The organism is Acinetobacter sp. NIPH 2699, assembly GCF_022549355.1.
GTDB lineage: Bacteria > Pseudomonadota > Gammaproteobacteria > Pseudomonadales > Moraxellaceae > Acinetobacter.
The window spans coordinates 23771-39107 of the sequence record NZ_JAKZGL010000003.1 but is presented as its reverse complement, the minus strand read 5'-3'; the positions used below and the strand labels follow the sequence as shown (position 1 = coordinate 39107).

At 43.5% G+C, this 15337-nt stretch carries 18 protein-coding genes; 10 read left to right on the top strand and 8 right to left on the bottom strand.

Features of this window, described 5'->3' with window-relative positions; genetic code table 11:
- Positions 1-4: 4 nt before the first annotated feature.
- Together MMP72_RS03710 and MMP72_RS03705 are read right to left on the bottom strand one after the other, a co-directional pair.
- Positions 5-1168, bottom strand: a complete 1164-nt coding sequence (locus tag MMP72_RS03710) for a PQQ-dependent sugar dehydrogenase (protein WP_241314662.1) — start codon at positions 1166-1168, stop codon at positions 5-7.
- A 115-nt stretch (positions 1169-1283) separates the two neighbouring features.
- Positions 1284-1736 carry a YcgN family cysteine cluster protein gene (locus tag MMP72_RS03705; RefSeq protein ID WP_241314660.1) on the bottom strand — a complete coding sequence of 151 codons (453 nt, stop codon included), beginning with the start codon at positions 1734-1736 and terminating at the stop codon, positions 1284-1286.
- A gap of 185 nt (positions 1737-1921) precedes the next feature.
- Here MMP72_RS03705 and MMP72_RS03700 point away from each other — a divergent pair, with 185 nt between their 5' ends.
- From MMP72_RS03700 to MMP72_RS03670, 7 genes are all read left to right on the top strand, one after another.
- Positions 1922-2080 carry a DUF1328 domain-containing protein gene (locus MMP72_RS03700; RefSeq protein ID WP_004656956.1) on the top strand — a complete coding sequence of 53 codons (159 nt, stop codon included), beginning with the start codon at positions 1922-1924 and terminating at the stop codon, positions 2078-2080.
- A 185-nt stretch (positions 2081-2265) separates the two neighbouring features.
- Positions 2266-3003, top strand: coding sequence for a dienelactone hydrolase family protein (locus MMP72_RS03695; protein ID WP_241314658.1), 738 nt, complete (start codon positions 2266-2268; stop codon positions 3001-3003).
- Between the two features lie 468 nt (positions 3004-3471).
- Complete coding sequence (gene mutY, locus MMP72_RS03690; RefSeq protein WP_241314656.1) at positions 3472-4509, top strand: A/G-specific adenine glycosylase; 1038 nt, start codon at positions 3472-3474, stop codon at positions 4507-4509.
- A 43-nt stretch (positions 4510-4552) separates the two neighbouring features.
- Positions 4553-5089 (top strand): M23 family metallopeptidase, encoded by a 537-nt coding sequence (locus MMP72_RS03685; protein WP_241314654.1) that lies wholly within the window; start codon positions 4553-4555, stop codon positions 5087-5089.
- A 9-nt stretch (positions 5090-5098) separates the two neighbouring features.
- Complete coding sequence (locus MMP72_RS03680; protein ID WP_241314652.1) at positions 5099-5344, top strand: hypothetical protein; 246 nt, start codon at positions 5099-5101, stop codon at positions 5342-5344.
- A gap of 36 nt (positions 5345-5380) precedes the next feature.
- A complete protein-coding gene (locus MMP72_RS03675) occupies positions 5381-5935 on the top strand; it encodes a DNA-3-methyladenine glycosylase I (RefSeq protein ID WP_241314650.1) in 555 nt (184 codons plus the stop codon).
- A 38-nt stretch (positions 5936-5973) separates the two neighbouring features.
- Entirely contained in the window at positions 5974-6999 is a 1026-nt protein-coding gene (locus tag MMP72_RS03670) for an NAD(P)-dependent alcohol dehydrogenase (RefSeq protein ID WP_241314648.1), read from the top strand.
- Positions 7000-7007: 8 nt separating this feature from the next.
- On the opposite strand, the gene MMP72_RS03665 is transcribed toward MMP72_RS03670, so the two are convergent.
- Positions 7008-8423, bottom strand: coding sequence for a PLP-dependent aminotransferase family protein (locus MMP72_RS03665; protein ID WP_241314646.1), 1416 nt, complete (start codon positions 8421-8423; stop codon positions 7008-7010).
- 90 nt (positions 8424-8513) lie between these two features.
- Here MMP72_RS03665 and MMP72_RS03660 point away from each other — a divergent pair, with 90 nt between their 5' ends.
- Positions 8514-8900 (top strand): hypothetical protein, encoded by a 387-nt coding sequence (locus tag MMP72_RS03660; protein WP_241315141.1) that lies wholly within the window; start codon positions 8514-8516, stop codon positions 8898-8900.
- Here the strand turns inward: MMP72_RS03660 and MMP72_RS03655 are convergent.
- Entirely contained in the window at positions 8872-9774 is a 903-nt protein-coding gene (locus tag MMP72_RS03655; RefSeq protein ID WP_241314644.1) for a LysR substrate-binding domain-containing protein, read from the bottom strand. The two genes, MMP72_RS03660 and MMP72_RS03655, sit on opposite strands and share 29 nt — an antisense overlap.
- A gap of 135 nt (positions 9775-9909) precedes the next feature.
- Here MMP72_RS03655 and dkgB point away from each other — a divergent pair, with 135 nt between their 5' ends.
- The gene (dkgB, locus tag MMP72_RS03650; RefSeq protein ID WP_241314642.1) at positions 9910-10716 is read left to right on the top strand and encodes a 2,5-didehydrogluconate reductase DkgB; all 807 of its coding nucleotides are present in this window, start codon (positions 9910-9912) and stop codon (positions 10714-10716) included.
- Position 10717: 1 nt separating this feature from the next.
- On the top strand, positions 10718-11905 hold the full coding sequence (locus MMP72_RS03645) for an MFS transporter (RefSeq protein ID WP_241314640.1): 1188 nt from the start codon (positions 10718-10720) through the stop codon (positions 11903-11905).
- A gap of 40 nt (positions 11906-11945) precedes the next feature.
- Here the strand turns inward: MMP72_RS03645 and MMP72_RS03640 are convergent, their stop codons facing one another.
- The 4 genes from MMP72_RS03640 to MMP72_RS03625 all read right to left on the bottom strand — a co-directional run bounded on the left by MMP72_RS03640 (position 11946) and on the right by MMP72_RS03625 (position 15273).
- On the bottom strand, positions 11946-12596 hold the full coding sequence (locus MMP72_RS03640; protein WP_241314638.1) for an START domain-containing protein: 651 nt from the start codon (positions 12594-12596) through the stop codon (positions 11946-11948).
- Positions 12597-12696: 100 nt separating this feature from the next.
- Positions 12697-13518 (bottom strand): 4-hydroxy-tetrahydrodipicolinate reductase, encoded by an 822-nt coding sequence (dapB, locus tag MMP72_RS03635; protein ID WP_241314636.1) that lies wholly within the window; start codon positions 13516-13518, stop codon positions 12697-12699.
- Between the two features lie 115 nt (positions 13519-13633).
- A complete protein-coding gene (gene dnaJ / locus MMP72_RS03630) occupies positions 13634-14752 on the bottom strand; it encodes a molecular chaperone DnaJ (protein WP_241314634.1) in 1119 nt (372 codons plus the stop codon).
- 143 nt (positions 14753-14895) lie between these two features.
- Positions 14896-15273: a hypothetical protein gene (locus tag MMP72_RS03625; RefSeq protein WP_241314632.1), complete on the bottom strand. Its 378-nt coding sequence runs from the start codon at positions 15271-15273 to the stop codon at positions 14896-14898.
- Between the last annotated feature and the right edge of the window lie 64 nt (positions 15274-15337).

Sequence of the window (15337 nt, the reverse complement as noted above, 5' to 3'; positions counted from 1 at the left end):
AAAATTAATTGGCACTGAGTTTAAGTAATTTGGCTTGTGGACCATCCTCAATCACCCAAATCGAACCATCCTTAGCTTGCTGCAAGCCTCGAATCCGTTGTTTCATATCCAGTCGTTGTACCTCGTGTACAGGCTGAGTGTTTAAATCCACCACCACAATGGCTTTAGAAGATAAACCACCGATTAAAGCTTTTTGCTGCCATAAAGGAAATTGTTGACCTGAATAAATGATCATACTGGACGGTGAGATCACAGGTGTCCAATCCATTTCAGGCGCTTTAAATTCCGGGCGAGTGTGATGATCTGGAATCTTCAAACCTGAATAGTGATCGCCATTCGAGACAATGGGATAACCATAATTTTCGCCTTTGACAATGAGGTTCAGCTCATCGCCACCTTCAGGCCCCATTTCAACCACCCAGAGCTGCTCTTTTGCATCAAGTGCAATACCGAGTGGATTACGATGCCCAAGTGACCATATTTCAGCAGTCACCCCACCTTGCTGGCTAAAGGGGTTATCTGATGCGGCTGTACCATCCTCATTCAGACGTAAAATCTTGCCCAAATTACTTTTCATGTCTTGTGCTGGATCAAATTTTTGGCGTTCTCCAGAACTGACCCACAACTTACCATCAGAACCAAACAGCATACGATGACCATAATGCCCCTGTCCCGAGACCTTAGGCACTTGCTGCCAAATGGTTTTTACATCCGTAAGTTGCGGTTGTGCTGGATTTGATAAATCTAGTTTTGCTCGTGAAATCACAGCACCGTAGCCACCTTGGCCTTTGCTCGCGTAACTCAAATATATCCAATGATTTTGCTGAAATTTTGGATGTAAAACCACATCACCTAAACCACCCTGACCGCCATAACTCACCGCGGGCACACCTTGTACATTGACGCTTTGTTTGCTTTGAGGATCAAATATTTTTAATTGTCCTTTTCGCTCTGTAATCAATAAGCGTTGATCTGGCAATGTTGTTATAGCCCACGGTTCGTTCAATTGGGCAATCGTCTCTACACGATAAGTTTGTTTAATCGCTGTTTTTGAGGTCTGCTGTGCGGTGCTTTGTTCTGGCGTTTTTGAATTGGTATTATTTGAACCACAGGCGAGTAAAAATAAAAAACTCCCACATACGAGTGGCGTCGCTAACAGCTTAATCATCCCATGTCTCCCCTTTATTATCTTCTCTAAGCGTACGGAGATTGGGGCAGAAAACTACGATAAAAGTGTTGTATTTATTATGCGAGATCATTTCAGCGTGGGATTTAAACTCAGGTTAACGCACCCAACGGACAATATAATCTTCGATCTGCTCTTCATCGACATCATTTTCTGAAATACATCGCCCTGCTGCCGATTTCTTTGCCTGAATAACGCTTTGCCGTGAACCCGTATTGAGATAGTGCCATGAGGGCAGGTTTTTCCCCTCACTTAAACGTCGATAAGCACAACTCGGTGGCAACCATGTAATCGTCTGCAGTTGCTCAAGTGTAAGTTGGATACAATCAGGGACATGCTGTTGACGTTGTGCATAGTCCGAACAACTGGCCGTTTTACAATCCAATAACTTGCACGCCACTTTGGTATAAGCGACCTCAGCCGTTTCTTCATCTTCAAGCTTAATCAAACAACATAAACCACAGCCATCGCACAATGCCTCCCATTCAGCATGCGTTAGCTGATCAAGTGCATATTGTTTCCAAAAATTTGGACGGAGTTCGATGGACATACCGATGATTTCAGTTTAAGCGAGCTTTTTATTATAGCATCCATCCATCTCTAACTTGGTTTTCAAACAGATTATCCGATTAACATTTCTTAATCTATTCAACATTTCAACCACAGAAACACCACATTTAGCTCAAAAAACACACGCTATAGTGGAAACATAACGATAAATTAGGAGGAAACATTATGTTCCGTTGGGCCATTATTTTTGCCGTAATCGCACTGATTGCCAGTTTATTAGGTTTTGGTGGTGTTGCTGGCTTATCAAAAGATTTTGCTGTTATTTTACTTGTCGTTGCTGTGATTTTGGCAATCGTTGGTTTCTTATCTAGAGGTAAAGTCTAGATATTGATATTGAGTAGCACTGAATAATAAAAAGAAGAATCTCCGTATTCTTCTTTTTTTATACTTCATTATTATTTCCCTCTTAGCGACCCAAGACCTCAAAATTTGTACCTTGGCAAGGTCTTCAATTTTCCGATTTTATGCTTTAATCGATACATTCTAAAAATACAGATTAGGATTGTAAAATGAGCTTCCCGATTACCACACGTGAAATTGAATACACCGCTGCCGATGGTCAACGTTTGATTGGTTATTTTGCAGCCCCAGAGATTAATACGCCTATTGCGGGTGTCATTGTTGCACCTGAATGGTGGGGCCGTAATGAATATACAGAGCAACGTGCCCGTGAGCTTGCTGAGCATGGTTACGCGGCTTTAGCGATCGATATGTATGGTGATAAAAAAGTCACCACTGCTGTACCACAAGCATCGGAATGGATGAATCAGACTTTTGAACATGCCGATACCATCGTGAATCGTGCTCAAGCGGGTTTAGCGACGTTAGCTGCTCAACCAGAGGTCAATGCGGAGAAACTGGCAGCCATTGGTTTTTGTTATGGCGGTAAAGTAGTACTGGATTTAGCGCGTTCGGGGGCAGATGTAAAAACTGTTGCAACCTTCCATGCGGTATTAAGCCCTAAAGCGCCTGCCGAGAAAGGCAAAGTGAAAGCTGAGATTCTCGTGCTACATGGTGAACTTGACAGCATGGTGACTTTAGACGATGTAGCTAACTTCCGTCAGGAAATGCACGATGCTGAAGTCGATCATGAGGTGATTATCTTTGAAGATGCCAAACATGGCTTTAGTAATCCACTCGCTGATGAACGTGCGAAAGCCAATAATGTTGACTTAGGCTATAACGCTGAAGCAGAACGCCAAGGTCTTGAAGCGATGTATGAGCTGCTGGATAAACATTTGAAGTGATTTTTATCAAATAAAGAATTTGATAAAACTTCCCAAAACTCTCAAAAATATTTGCTCGTGCAAAGGCGGCATGGATGCCGCCCGTTGAGCTGTGGTATCAGAGAAGTACCATCAGCTCAACAAAGGGGTTTTGTTACTTTTGCCCAGTCAAAAGTAAGGCATTGCCTACACAACTAATATTTGATTTTGTATAATTTTAGAGGCTGTGCAGGCGACGTATGTTATCAAGAATAATATCTTAACGGAGTCTTGCCGAGTTTTAATCCAATTTATTCATCAGCCTGCGGCTCGCCTTACTTTTCAGGGATGAAAAGTAAGCAAAAATCCTTTTTGATCAGAGGGTACATCCATGTAACCCCTGACCAACAGCAAATATTAATGAGGATTTAATAACGAATTTGTTTGTATGCACCAACTCCTCTCTCCTTTTCCGTTATACTATTCCTCTGCTTTTTATTGTTTTAATTCATGCCTGATTTTTCATTTTCTGATGCATTGCTTACATGGTTCGACCAACACGGTCGCCATGACTTACCTTGGCAAGTCGCCGATGACCCGTACAAGGTCTGGGTATCAGAAATCATGCTACAACAGACACAAGTTAAAACCGTTCTACAATATTTTGATCGTTTTATAGAACGCTTCCCAACTGTTCAGGATTTGGGGCGTGCCAGTTGGGATGATGTCGCGCCATACTGGGCAGGACTAGGCTACTATGCCCGTGCACGCAACTTGCATAAGGCGGCAGGTATCGTCAGCCAACAAGGCAAATTTCCAGAAACACTCGAACAATGGATCGAACTTCCAGGCATCGGACCCTCAACCGCAGGTGCGCTCATGTCCCTCGGTTTACGTCAATATGGCGTGATTATGGATGGCAACGTGAAACGTGTTTTAGCTCGTTTTCTTGCTATAGAAGATGACCTCTCCAAGCCACAACATGAACGCGCGTTATGGCAAATTGCTAAAGACCTATGCCCTCAGCAACGTAATCATGATTACACCCAAGCCATCATGGACTTAGGGGCAACCGTCTGCACACCGAAGAAACCTTTATGTTTATATTGCCCAATGCAACAACATTGTCAGGCCTACCAACAAGGCTTGGAACAAGAACTTCCGTTCAAAAAAGCCAAGAAACCTGTCCCTATAAAAACAGCCGATGTACTCATCATCCAGTCGGGTGATGAATGGTTATGGCAACAACGTGGATCACATGGCTTATGGGGTGGATTGTATTGCCTCCCCATCATTGAACAAGCAACCGAATTACAACAGATTGAGCAACACGCCAAACTACAAGCTCAAGTATCATCTTTGCAGATTAGCCATAGTTTTACCCATTTTACGTGGTTGCTGCATGAAAAGTTGTTCCACGTGGAACATGACCAAAAAGAGCAACTCAGTATTGAATTAAATGGTGTATGGCTGAGTCCAGAAGCAGCGATTGCCAAAGGCATTCCAACAGCCATGAAAAAATTGATTACAGCAAAACAAAAAGCTTAGTCGCCTGAACGCTGTAGATCAAAACGTAATGTAAGGAGTTTGTGTGCGTCATTCGATTTCCTATACGATTCTTGCTGTGGTAATGATTTTACTGTCAGCATGTACCACAGCCCCAAAGAAACCGACACCCCTACCAAACGCACAAGTGGGCAAACTTCAAAACATGCGTTTAGATAGCCGCTTGCCAATTCCAGTGAAAGGGGTTAGTCGGAGTGAATTGCGCGATACATGGGGCGCTGCACGCAGTCAGGGACGCAGCCATGAAGGCATTGATATCATGGCAGCACGTGGAACGAAAGTGTATAGTGCTACCGAAGGGCTCGTCGCTGATTTACGCAATAATAATTTAGGTGGCAAGGTCATTTGGATTCTTGGACCATCAGGCTCTTGGCACTACTATGCACATTTGGATGGTCACAAACGTGGTCTCAATGTTGGAGATTATGTCCGTAAAGGTGACCTGATTGGTTATGTGGGGAATACAGGCAATGCCCGCCATACAGCCCCCCATTTACACTATGGTATTTATTTAAATGGCAAAGGGCGTGGTGCAGTCAATCCATACCCCTATTTACGTTAGGAACACACAATGTCAGAAGCATTGATTGAACGTCTGGTTGAATTTGCAGAATCTGGAAATCAACAAAAAATCATCATCAATGGAACCAGCTATCAAGGCTGGATCATGGAAATTACTGAAGATGCGTTGCTGATTAGTACAGGTTTTGCAGATAAATCAGGTAAAGACTTTTGGCTTAACTTTACTGATTTAACTACAGCTGAATTGTATTATTGGGATAATCATGTAGATGAATGGGTAGCATTCAAACTCTAAATTGCGCTATTCAAATAACAACAAGGAGCATCAAATATGACGATTCAACGCTGTGGTTGGTGCTCCAATGATCCGCTCTATATTGCTTACCACGATCAGGAATGGGGCAAAGCTGAGCATGATGAAGCGCGCTTATTTGAGATGCTCTGCCTTGAAGGACAACAAGCAGGTTTATCTTGGATTACGGTTTTAAAAAAACGTGAACACTATCGTTCGCATTTCTTTCAATATCCCATCACACAGGTCGCTGCGCTTAGCGATGATCAGCTTGAAAACAAACTCAGCGATGCTGGTTTAATTCGTCATTTAGGTAAACTCAGAGCCATCCGTGATAATGCGATTGCATGGCTCAAGCTCAAAGATGAAGTCAACAATGTCCCCGCTTGGCTATGGAGCTTTGTAAATCAGCAGACTTTGGATAATGATGTGGCGAATTATCGTGAAGCGCCTGCCCAAACAGAAATCAGCCAAAGACTTTCTAAAACACTCAAAAAGCATGGTTTTAAATTTGTTGGCCCCACCACCTGTTATGCTTTTATGCAAGCGGTTGGCATGGTCAATGACCATGAAAATCACTGCCATTTTAAATAATGTATATCAATAAATTTTCCTTTCTATAGGAGTTAGCTATGAGCAACAACCTCATTCGTGCCTATGCTGCGATGCAAGCAGGTGAACAACTGGTGCCTTACCAATTTGATGCAGGTGAATTACAAGCACATCAGATTGAAGTCAAAGTAGAATATTGCGGTTTATGCCATTCCGATCTTTCTGTGATTAATAATGAATGGCGCTCCTCTATCTATCCTGCTGTGGCAGGACATGAAATTATCGGCACCATTGTTGCACTTGGCTCTGAGGCCAAAGGACTCAAACTTGGTCAACGTGTCGGTATTGGCTGGACCGCCGAAAGCTGTCAAGCATGTGACCCATGTATGGGTGGAAATCAAGTACTCTGTACAGGTGGAAGCATTGCCACCATTGTTGGGCATGCAGGTGGCTTTGCCGATAAAGTCCGTGCAGGTTGGCAATGGGTGATTCCTCTGCCTGATGATTTAGATCCTGAAAGTGCTGGACCTCTGCTCTGTGGCGGTATTACTGTTTTTGATCCCTTACTGAAACATAAGATTCAAGCCACCCATCATGTCGGTGTAATTGGCATTGGTGGCTTGGGACATATTGCCATCAAAGTACTAAAAGCATGGGGCTGTGAAATTACAGCCTTCAGTTCAAATCCAGAAAAAACTGAAGAATTGAAAGCCATGGGCGCAGATCATGTGGTGAATAGCCGCGATGCTCAGGCGATCAAAACACAACGTGGTAAATTTGATTTATTGCTTAGCACGGTCAATGTGACCCTGAATTGGCAAGCCTATTTAAGCACTCTCGCACCGAATGGCAGCTTACATTTCCTCGGTCTCACCTTGGAACCTGTGCCTGTTTCGGTGGGTTCCCTGATTGATGGTGCCAAATCTGTGACGGGTTCTCCAACCGGTTCGCCTTTGGCACTGCGTCAACTGCTACAATTTGCGGCACGTAAACAGATTGCACCACAAATTGAGTTATTTCCCATGTCACAGCTCAATGAAGCCATTGAACGTCTTCATTCAGGGCAAGCACGTTATCGTATCGTGCTCAAAGCAGACTTTGACTAGCTCAAAGATCAATTCAAACTTTGTCTGACCCAATCCGCCAACTGTTGAATCGCTTGGCGGATTTCTTTGGTTAAGGCATGTCCTGCATTTAAACGCAGAAAATGTTGATAGCGTTGGTCTTCTCCAAACACCTCACCAGGCACAATATTAATCCCTTGCCCTTGCGCCAAATAATACAACTCTAGACCTGTGATACTCTCAGGCAATTGCATCCATAATGCATAGCCTCCTTGCGATTGGCTTAATGCAATTGGGATGCCATGAAAAACCTCTAAAATATAGGCTCGATATTGTTCCACCTGTTGCATTAACTCAGGTCGTAAACGATCGAGATGTTCCCGATAACCCCGACTATAAATAAAATCCGCTAGGCCAAGCTGTAAGGGTGTATTGACACCAACATTATTGGCCAAGAGCTGTGGCCGTAAATGTTGCAACTGCCGTCCCAAGCAAAACCAACCGACCCGATACGCTGTCGATAATGATTTCGACACCGAACTACACCAGATGACATAACCCTCTTGATCCCAATAACGAATCGGCAAAGGTCGTTCTTTTTGGAAACTACACTCGCCATAAATATCATCTTCTAAAACAAAACATTGATATTGCTGTGCTAACTTCGCAATATGCTGTTTTTGCTCATGACTCAGACAATAGCCCAATGGGTTTTGATAGTTAGCTGTGAGCAAACATAGTTTGGCACTGCCCTCTTTCATAAAGAACTCTAAACGTTCTAAATCAATGCCACGATGATCCGCAGGAATCTCAATAATGTTGCGTTTTAAACTGGCCAACATTTGCAACTGACCATTAAATGTTGGCGTAGGCACCATAATACTATCGCCCTCCAGACTGATCTGTTGAATCAGGAAGGATAAAGCTGGCATACAGCCATTGGTGATGAAAATGTCCTCTGTTGCCACATAAATTCCATCCTCTCGCCAATGATCTGAGAGTGCCTGACGAAGTTGCTGATGCCCCTGTTTATTACAGTACAAAAAGTCTTCTGGCTGACAGTGTTTAAGCGCACGTTGTAAGGAACGGCGCAGACCATCGACAGGAATCAAATGCGGAGAAAGTTGAATTGCACCCAACGGCGTTAAATGACTCTGAATTGAGGCCGTTTGAATTTGGTTTTGCAAATCTAAATTTGAAACTTGCCTTGGCATCGACTCAAATTGAGGACTCTCAGGAGCAGGGCTTTGATATTGCCGTGAACTGACAAAATAGCCCGACTTCGCTTTTACATAAATTAGCCCTTTGGCTTCTAAGAGTTCATAGCATTGTTGCGCGGTACTTAAACTGATCGCTTGCTGACGCGCAAACTCACGTAAAGAACTGAGTTTCTGTTGTGGCTGTAATTCATGCTGATAAATTTTATGAGCAAGCTGTTCTGCTAAGCGCTGATAGTGGAATGTCATCTCTGTACTGCTTTTTTAGAAATTTCTGTATCTGTATTGGTTTATACAACACCGTTAAGCTATAAAAATCAACAGCAACAGGATAAGAGCATGAAAAATAATATCTTATTTATATTAAGCGCCGTTTTATTTACGGGATGCCACCTCACTGACCAAGCCACCTACCAGCAGCAACAAGTCTGTAAATCTCTCTCAGAGGGATATTTGCAAATTCAAAACCAACCAACCTATGAATTATGGAAGATGGAAAAACGTGAAGCATCAGAGCAAACCCGTATCATCAAACTGACCTATAAGAAGCCCAATGAAAATGGTCTGATACTCTCGAGCACCTTTCTGCCAACAGTAGAACTTGAGTGCAAGCTACAGCAGCAACATATTGTCGTTTCTGTCATACCCAAAACAGGTCCGTCCATTCCAGTCCTGAATGTACAGCTTCAAAATGAGGCTATTGGCAAACCGAGAAACCCTGGCTGAGTTGTTCAGACAAAAACTCAATAAATAAACGGACACGTTTCGGCAAGTGCTCTTGTTGATAATAAACAGCATGGATGCTTTGGTAAGAATGCTCAATGTGGTCTTCAAACAGTGCCACTAAACGACCTTCTTTTAAGTCTTGCCAGATTTCATACTCAGAGAGTCGTGCAATGCCCTGCCCACGCAAGCACAGTTGCCGCACGGTCTCGCCACTCGATGCCTTAATTTTAGCTTGTGCTAAGAAATACTCATTATCGACTTTAATGGGCCATTTATTGATATAGGCAGGACGGGTAAAACCAATTAAATCATGATCCAATAATGCCTTGGGCTGTTGTGGCATTCCCTTACGTTTGAGATAGTCGGGGCTAGCAACAATATAAATTCGACTTTTGCAGACCAGTTTGGCATGTAAACTGGAATCATGTAGTTCTCCAAAACGGAAGGCCACATCGGTTTTATGTTCAAGTAAATCAATCACCAGATCACTACTATTCAGCTCAATTTCAATATTTGGATAATTCTGCCTAAACTGATCGACCAAGGGTGTGATGACATGCAAAATAAAAGGTGTCGCCGAATCAATGCGAATAAGGCCCGAGGTATCCTGATCTGATTTCTGTAACGCCTCTTCCGCTGCATTTAAATCGCTTAAAATTTTACGGGCATGATTGAGGAACTGCTGTCCTTCTTGGGTGAGTTTTAATTTACGCGTTGTTCGCTCCAGCAAGGTCACTTCAAGCTTTAATTCTAAGCGACTGAGTGAACGGCTCAGCCCTGATGCAGTCTGTCCTAATCTTTCAGCAGCAGCAATAAAAGAGCCAGTATCGACGATGGTCATAAAAGCGAGTAATTCTTCAATTGTTGATTTCATTGCATCACTCAATTATTGATATTTAGTCAACTATATTTTGCAAATTCATCTATTTTTTAGCAACAATAATCATCGCACAATTGCACCATCAACAAAACAAGCTCTTTGAAGCATGCAAAAGATTAGGTGAATAATATGCGTATCCCTCAATTTGGTTTAGGTACTTTCCGTCTTAAGGATCAAGTCGTTATTGATTCAGTCAAAACAGCCTTAGACGTTGGCTATCGTGCCATTGATACAGCACAAATTTATGGAAATGAAGCAGCCGTTGGGCAAGCAATTGCGGAAAGTGGCATTGCTCGCCAAGAGCTGTTCTTAACCACAAAAATCTGGGTAGATCACTTTGCTGAAGATAAACTAATTCCAAGTTTAAAAGAAAGCCTGCAAAAGCTTGGTACTGATGCGGTTGACCTCACGTTGATTCACTGGCCAGCACCTCAATTGGGCGTGTCTATTCCAACTGTGATGCAATTGCTGTTGGAGGCCAAGCAACAAGGTTTGACCCAACAGATTGGGATTTCAAATTTTAATATCGCCTTGACGCAACAAGCAATTGATAGCATTGGTGTAGAACAGATTGCCACCAATCAAATTGAATTAAGCCCGTATTTGCAGAACCAAAATCTGGTGAACTATTTAGGTAAACAAAATATTGATGTGACCTCCTACATGACCCTTGCCTACGGTAAAGTCCTCAATGACCCAACACTGCTTGAAATCGCAGCACAGCATCAAGCGACAACAGCACAAGTGGCATTGGCTTGGGCATTACAAAAGGGCTATACGGTGATCCCATCGTCAACCAAACGTGAAAACCTGATCAGCAACTTACAAGCACAGCAGCTACAACTGAGTGTGGAAGAGATGCGGATGATTGCTCAACTTGAACGTAATGGTCGTGAAGTCAGCCCTGAACCTTTTGCGCCTGAATGGGACAAATAACATGAGCAGCCGCGTTAATCTTCCATTGCTGGCATTGGCCATTGGTGCATTTGCAATTGGAACAACCGAGTTCTCTCCAATGGGACTGTTGCCCAATATTGCCAGTGATCTTGGTGTCTCTATCCCAAGCGCGGGGATGTTGATTACAGGTTATGCACTGGGTGTGATGCTGGGTGCACCGATCATGACCTTATGGTTCGGTGGTTTTGCTCGTCGGAATGCACTTATTCTCTTGATGGCAATTTTTACCATTGGCAACCTGATTGCCGCATTCGCACCCAACTATATGAGTCTCATGGGCGCTCGCTTGATTACCAGTTTGAACCACGGTGCATTCTTCGGAATTGGCTCTGTGGTTGCCGCCAGTGTCGTTCCAACCCATAAACAAGCCAGTGCGGTTGCAACCATGTTTATGGGACTGACCATTGCCAATATCGGTGGCGTGCCACTGGCGACTTGGGTTGGGCAAAATATTGGTTGGAGAATGTCTTTCCTTGCAATCTCAGCCCTCGGTGTCATCACCATGTTGTCACTCTGGAAAGCTCTGCCTGTTGGATCTGTCGGACAGAAACCGAATGTAAAAATGGAGCTGAGTGTTCTTACTCGCCTCCCCGTGGTATTGGCATTACTCACGACGGTCTTCGGGGCTTCCGCGATGTTTACCCTATATACCTATATCGCACCAAGCTTGGTTGAGTTTACCCATGCCTCACCGACCTTTATCACCATGATGCTGGTGTTGATTGGGATAGGTTTCTCTGTTGGTAACCACTTCGGGGGTAAATTTGCAGACGTATCCATTGATAAGACCTTAATTGGTTCTTTGCTGTTATTGATTGCATTGATGGTGATTTTCCCCATTCTGGCTCAAACCCAGCTTGGCGCAGCCATCGGTTTAGTCATCTGGGGCGCTGCCGCATTTGCAATCGTACCGCCCTTACAAATGCGAGTGATGTCAGTGGCCCATGAAGCATCAGGGCTCGCATCCTCTGTCAATATTGGCGCATTTAACTTGGGCAATGCCATTGGTGCGGCCGCAGGTGGGATGGTACTCAGTCTTGGCTTAAATTATGCGGCAGTTTCCATGATTGGAGCGGTATTGGCAGTTGTCGGTTTAATCTTGGTATTGATCCAAATAAAACTCTCACGCAAACAAAACGCTCAGTATCAACAATGCCCCCAAGCTTAAATTAAAAGAATGCCTGATTTACACATAAATCAGGCATTCTTTATTTCAACAAATCAGGTAATTTCGGTTGTTTATATGCTGGATTATGCACTTCTTTTTTCATTTTCATCAGCATTTGATAAGGCTGTTGCTGTACAAACATATTCACAAAACTCAAAGGAATCGCCCCTGCTGGATCAGCATAACCACTGGTGGAGACTTTGACCTTATTTTCCGCGACTTTCTGAAAGGTCCAATCCCCCTCATAACGACTCAGACGGATAATGTCAGGCTGTTCAGGATAATCATACTTAATCGCCTGATTCTTAATACTAATGCTGCCATCCGCATTTTTGCTCATTTTGCCTTTAATCACCACATCACGATCTTTAAGCGGAAAAGGAAAATCCAGCACCATATAAAGCGTAAATTCGCCTTTTTTCTCATCACGAGACAACAATTGTACTTTACCGACATAAGGTACCCATTTCGGTGTACGCTCCACATCCAATACCACCGCCACCGCCCGCTCTAGCGGCACATCAAAAGTTGTTTCAGCTTTATACTGAAAAACAGGATTATTTTCTGTTTGATAGGTCCAAACCTTAATATCATTGCGATGTAGGCTAAGCTTTGCAGTTTCTGTTGTCGCAGTTGCAACCAAGCTGGTGGCACTCAGTAGCGCAGCAAGAACAATCGTTTTTTTATTCATGGCAATGCCCAATTCTTTTAATGATAGCGAGAGCTTGCTTCACTTTGATCTAAGCGAAAAGCTCGACAAGCTCTTTTTTATAGTGCAAAAAACCAAGATTTTATACTTGAATATCGTTAAAACCTAAAACATCTTTCATATCATATTTACGTGCTTCACGACCAACCACCCACGCAGCAGCACGTACAGCACCTGAAGCAAAGTTCATGCGATTGGTGGCTTTGTGTGTCACTTCAACACGTTCACCTTCACCAATAAACATCACGGTATGCTCACCAACGATATCTCCCCCACGAATGGTTTCAAAACCAATGGTTTGACGATCACGTGGTCCGGTATAGCCTTCACGACCATAGACCGCAACTTCTTTTAAGTTACGACCTAGCGTATCTGCAATCGCCTCACCCATCATAAATGCCGTACCAGAGGGTGCATCCACTTTATGACGGTGGTGTGCTTCGATGATTTCAATATCCACCGTATCACCAAATACTTTTGCAGCCAGTTCCAATAACTTAATTGAAACATTGACCCCAACTGAGTAATTGGCTGCGTACACAACAGGTGTTTGTGTTGCTGATTCGTCTAAAAATGCCTTTTGCTCATCAGACATACCAGTGGTACCAATCACCATCGCCACACCCGCTTCACGACATAATTTTAGATGCTGCTCGGTTGCCACAGGTGCAGTAAAATCAATCACCACATCACAATCTTTTAATACTTCACTCAAACTTCCCACCACCTTAACACCGATGCTGCCCACACCCGCAAGCTCACCAGCATCCGCACCGACCAAGCTGCTTTCAGGGCGCTCAACTGCGGCTGCAAGTTGGTAGCCTGCTTGTTGCACAGCTTGAATCAGAATACGCCCCATGCGTCCGCCTGCACCCAAGATTCCTATGCGTGGAGAAGTTGACATAATTTTTCCCAGTCTTTTATTTAAACAATGTCGCTACTATAGCAAAACTCTATCGTTCCGCTAAAAAATTCCCACAAAAAAACCTGCTGAAGCAGGTTTTTTCTGTTGATGTCGATTAATCAAATAGACGATCAAAGAATGATTTTTTCTTTGGAGAAGATGTACTGTCTTCACCATCAAAAGAAATTTGTAATTCTTTTAACAACTCACGCTGACGGCTGGTTAAGTTCACAGGCGTTTCGATCACAATACGGCACAGTAAATCACCTTGCATACTACTACGCACAGGACGAACACCTTTACCACGTAAACGGAACATTTTACCTGTTTGTGTACCTTCAGGAACTTTTAGGCTGACACGACCATCAAGTGTTGGGATCTCAAGCTCTTTACCCAAAGCGGCATCCGCAATGCTGACAGGAACATCCATATAAAGATCAGCACCATCACGTTGGAAGATTTCGTGTTCACGAACCACGACTTCAACGTATAAATCACCTGACTGACCATCACGAATCGCTTCGCCTTTACCGGTTAGGCGTACGCGATCACCGTTATCTACCCCAGCAGGAATCGTCACTTCAAGGGTTTGCTGACGATCAGCAACACCTGAACCATGACATGCATGACACGGATTCTTAATGATTTTACCTTGACCACGACACGTGCTACAGGTTTGCTGAACAGAGAAGAAACCCTGCTGCATACGCACCTGACCCGCACCGTGACAGGTACGACAGGTTTCTACATCCTTCGGATTTTTAGACCCTTTGCCATCACAAACATCACAAGGTGCTGGTGCAGTAAAGGTAATGGTTTTTTTGATCCCTTTAACCGCTTCCTCAAGAGTAAGTTCCATGACATAGCGAAGGTCTGAACCACGACGTTGACGCTGTTGTTGACGACCACCGCCACCACCAAACGCACCGCCAAAGATATCACCGAATTGGCTAAAAATATCTTCTGCGCTAAATCCACCAAAACCACCACCGCCACCGCCGAAACCACCTTCAAAAGCGCTGTGTCCAGCGCGATCATACATGCTGCGCTTTTCACTATCAGAAAGTACTTCATAAGCTTCAGAGGCTTCTTTAAATTTGTCTTCAGCTTCAGCGTTGTCTGGATTACGGTCTGGGTGATACTTCATCGCCAACTTACGATAGGCTTTTTTGATCTCATCATCACCTGCGGTTTTCGAAACGCCTAAAACCTCATAATAATCACGTTTAGCCATGGTTGGCGGTGCTCCTCACGGAATTAATTCAATTTCTACAAACAAATAGGCTCTGCTGACATTTTATTTATAAAAGCCAACAGAGCCTTAATAGGGGCTATAGGATATCTTTACAAGGTCTATCGCAATAAAAAAAGATAAAATTAGAAAACAGCTTTATTTTTAAAGTACTTAGCAATGCCTTTAAACCAAGCATTCAACAGAAATAACCATGCAATTGCACTAAACACTACACCAGTGACCGTCATCGCTGTGATCCACAGTGTGCTATCCCACGCCAAAAAGAACAATGGAATAAACCACAGCGCGGCAAAGAAAGCCATTAGGATAAATAACAAAACATTACGCATAATCCAAAGTGCGTGCGCATGTATCCACACCTCAGCATTATCCACAACTGCAACTTTTCGCGCTAACAGGTACGCAAATGCGGCAAACACGATTGTAAATAATGCAAGAAACATGAACACGTAAGAAATCGCCACGTAACGGCGATGCTGCTCAATATTACCTTGGCCCATGCGCTATATCACCTCATTCATCACATTTTGCCAAATCAGCCATGCGATAGAATTCCATTATTTT

Excerpts from the sequence above, each read along its gene's own strand:
- MMP72_RS03710 (WP_241314662.1), bottom strand. The coding sequence starts at position 1,168 with ATGATTAAGCTGTTAGCGACGCCACTCGTATGTGGGAGTTTTTTATTT.
- MMP72_RS03705 (WP_241314660.1), bottom strand. The coding sequence starts at position 1,736 with ATGTCCATCGAACTCCGTCCAAATTTTTGGAAACAATATGCACTTGAT.
- MMP72_RS03700 (WP_004656956.1), top strand. The coding sequence starts at position 1,922 with ATGTTCCGTTGGGCCATTATTTTTGCCGTAATCGCACTGATTGCCAGT.
- MMP72_RS03695 (WP_241314658.1), top strand. The coding sequence starts at position 2,266 with ATGAGCTTCCCGATTACCACACGTGAAATTGAATACACCGCTGCCGAT.
- mutY (WP_241314656.1), top strand. The coding sequence starts at position 3,472 with ATGCCTGATTTTTCATTTTCTGATGCATTGCTTACATGGTTCGACCAA.
- MMP72_RS03680 (WP_241314652.1), top strand. The coding sequence starts at position 5,099 with ATGTCAGAAGCATTGATTGAACGTCTGGTTGAATTTGCAGAATCTGGA.
- MMP72_RS03675 (WP_241314650.1), top strand. The coding sequence starts at position 5,381 with ATGACGATTCAACGCTGTGGTTGGTGCTCCAATGATCCGCTCTATATT.
- MMP72_RS03670 (WP_241314648.1), top strand. The coding sequence starts at position 5,974 with ATGAGCAACAACCTCATTCGTGCCTATGCTGCGATGCAAGCAGGTGAA.
- MMP72_RS03665 (WP_241314646.1), bottom strand. The coding sequence starts at position 8,423 with ATGACATTCCACTATCAGCGCTTAGCAGAACAGCTTGCTCATAAAATT.
- MMP72_RS03660 (WP_241315141.1), top strand. The coding sequence starts at position 8,514 with ATGAAAAATAATATCTTATTTATATTAAGCGCCGTTTTATTTACGGGA.
- MMP72_RS03655 (WP_241314644.1), bottom strand. The coding sequence starts at position 9,774 with ATGAAATCAACAATTGAAGAATTACTCGCTTTTATGACCATCGTCGAT.
- dkgB (WP_241314642.1), top strand. The coding sequence starts at position 9,910 with ATGCGTATCCCTCAATTTGGTTTAGGTACTTTCCGTCTTAAGGATCAA.
- MMP72_RS03645 (WP_241314640.1), top strand. The coding sequence starts at position 10,718 with ATGAGCAGCCGCGTTAATCTTCCATTGCTGGCATTGGCCATTGGTGCA.
- MMP72_RS03640 (WP_241314638.1), bottom strand. The coding sequence starts at position 12,596 with ATGAATAAAAAAACGATTGTTCTTGCTGCGCTACTGAGTGCCACCAGC.
- dapB (WP_241314636.1), bottom strand. The coding sequence starts at position 13,518 with ATGTCAACTTCTCCACGCATAGGAATCTTGGGTGCAGGCGGACGCATG.
- dnaJ (WP_241314634.1), bottom strand. The coding sequence starts at position 14,752 with ATGGCTAAACGTGATTATTATGAGGTTTTAGGCGTTTCGAAAACCGCA.
- MMP72_RS03625 (WP_241314632.1), bottom strand. The coding sequence starts at position 15,273 with ATGGGCCAAGGTAATATTGAGCAGCATCGCCGTTACGTGGCGATTTCT.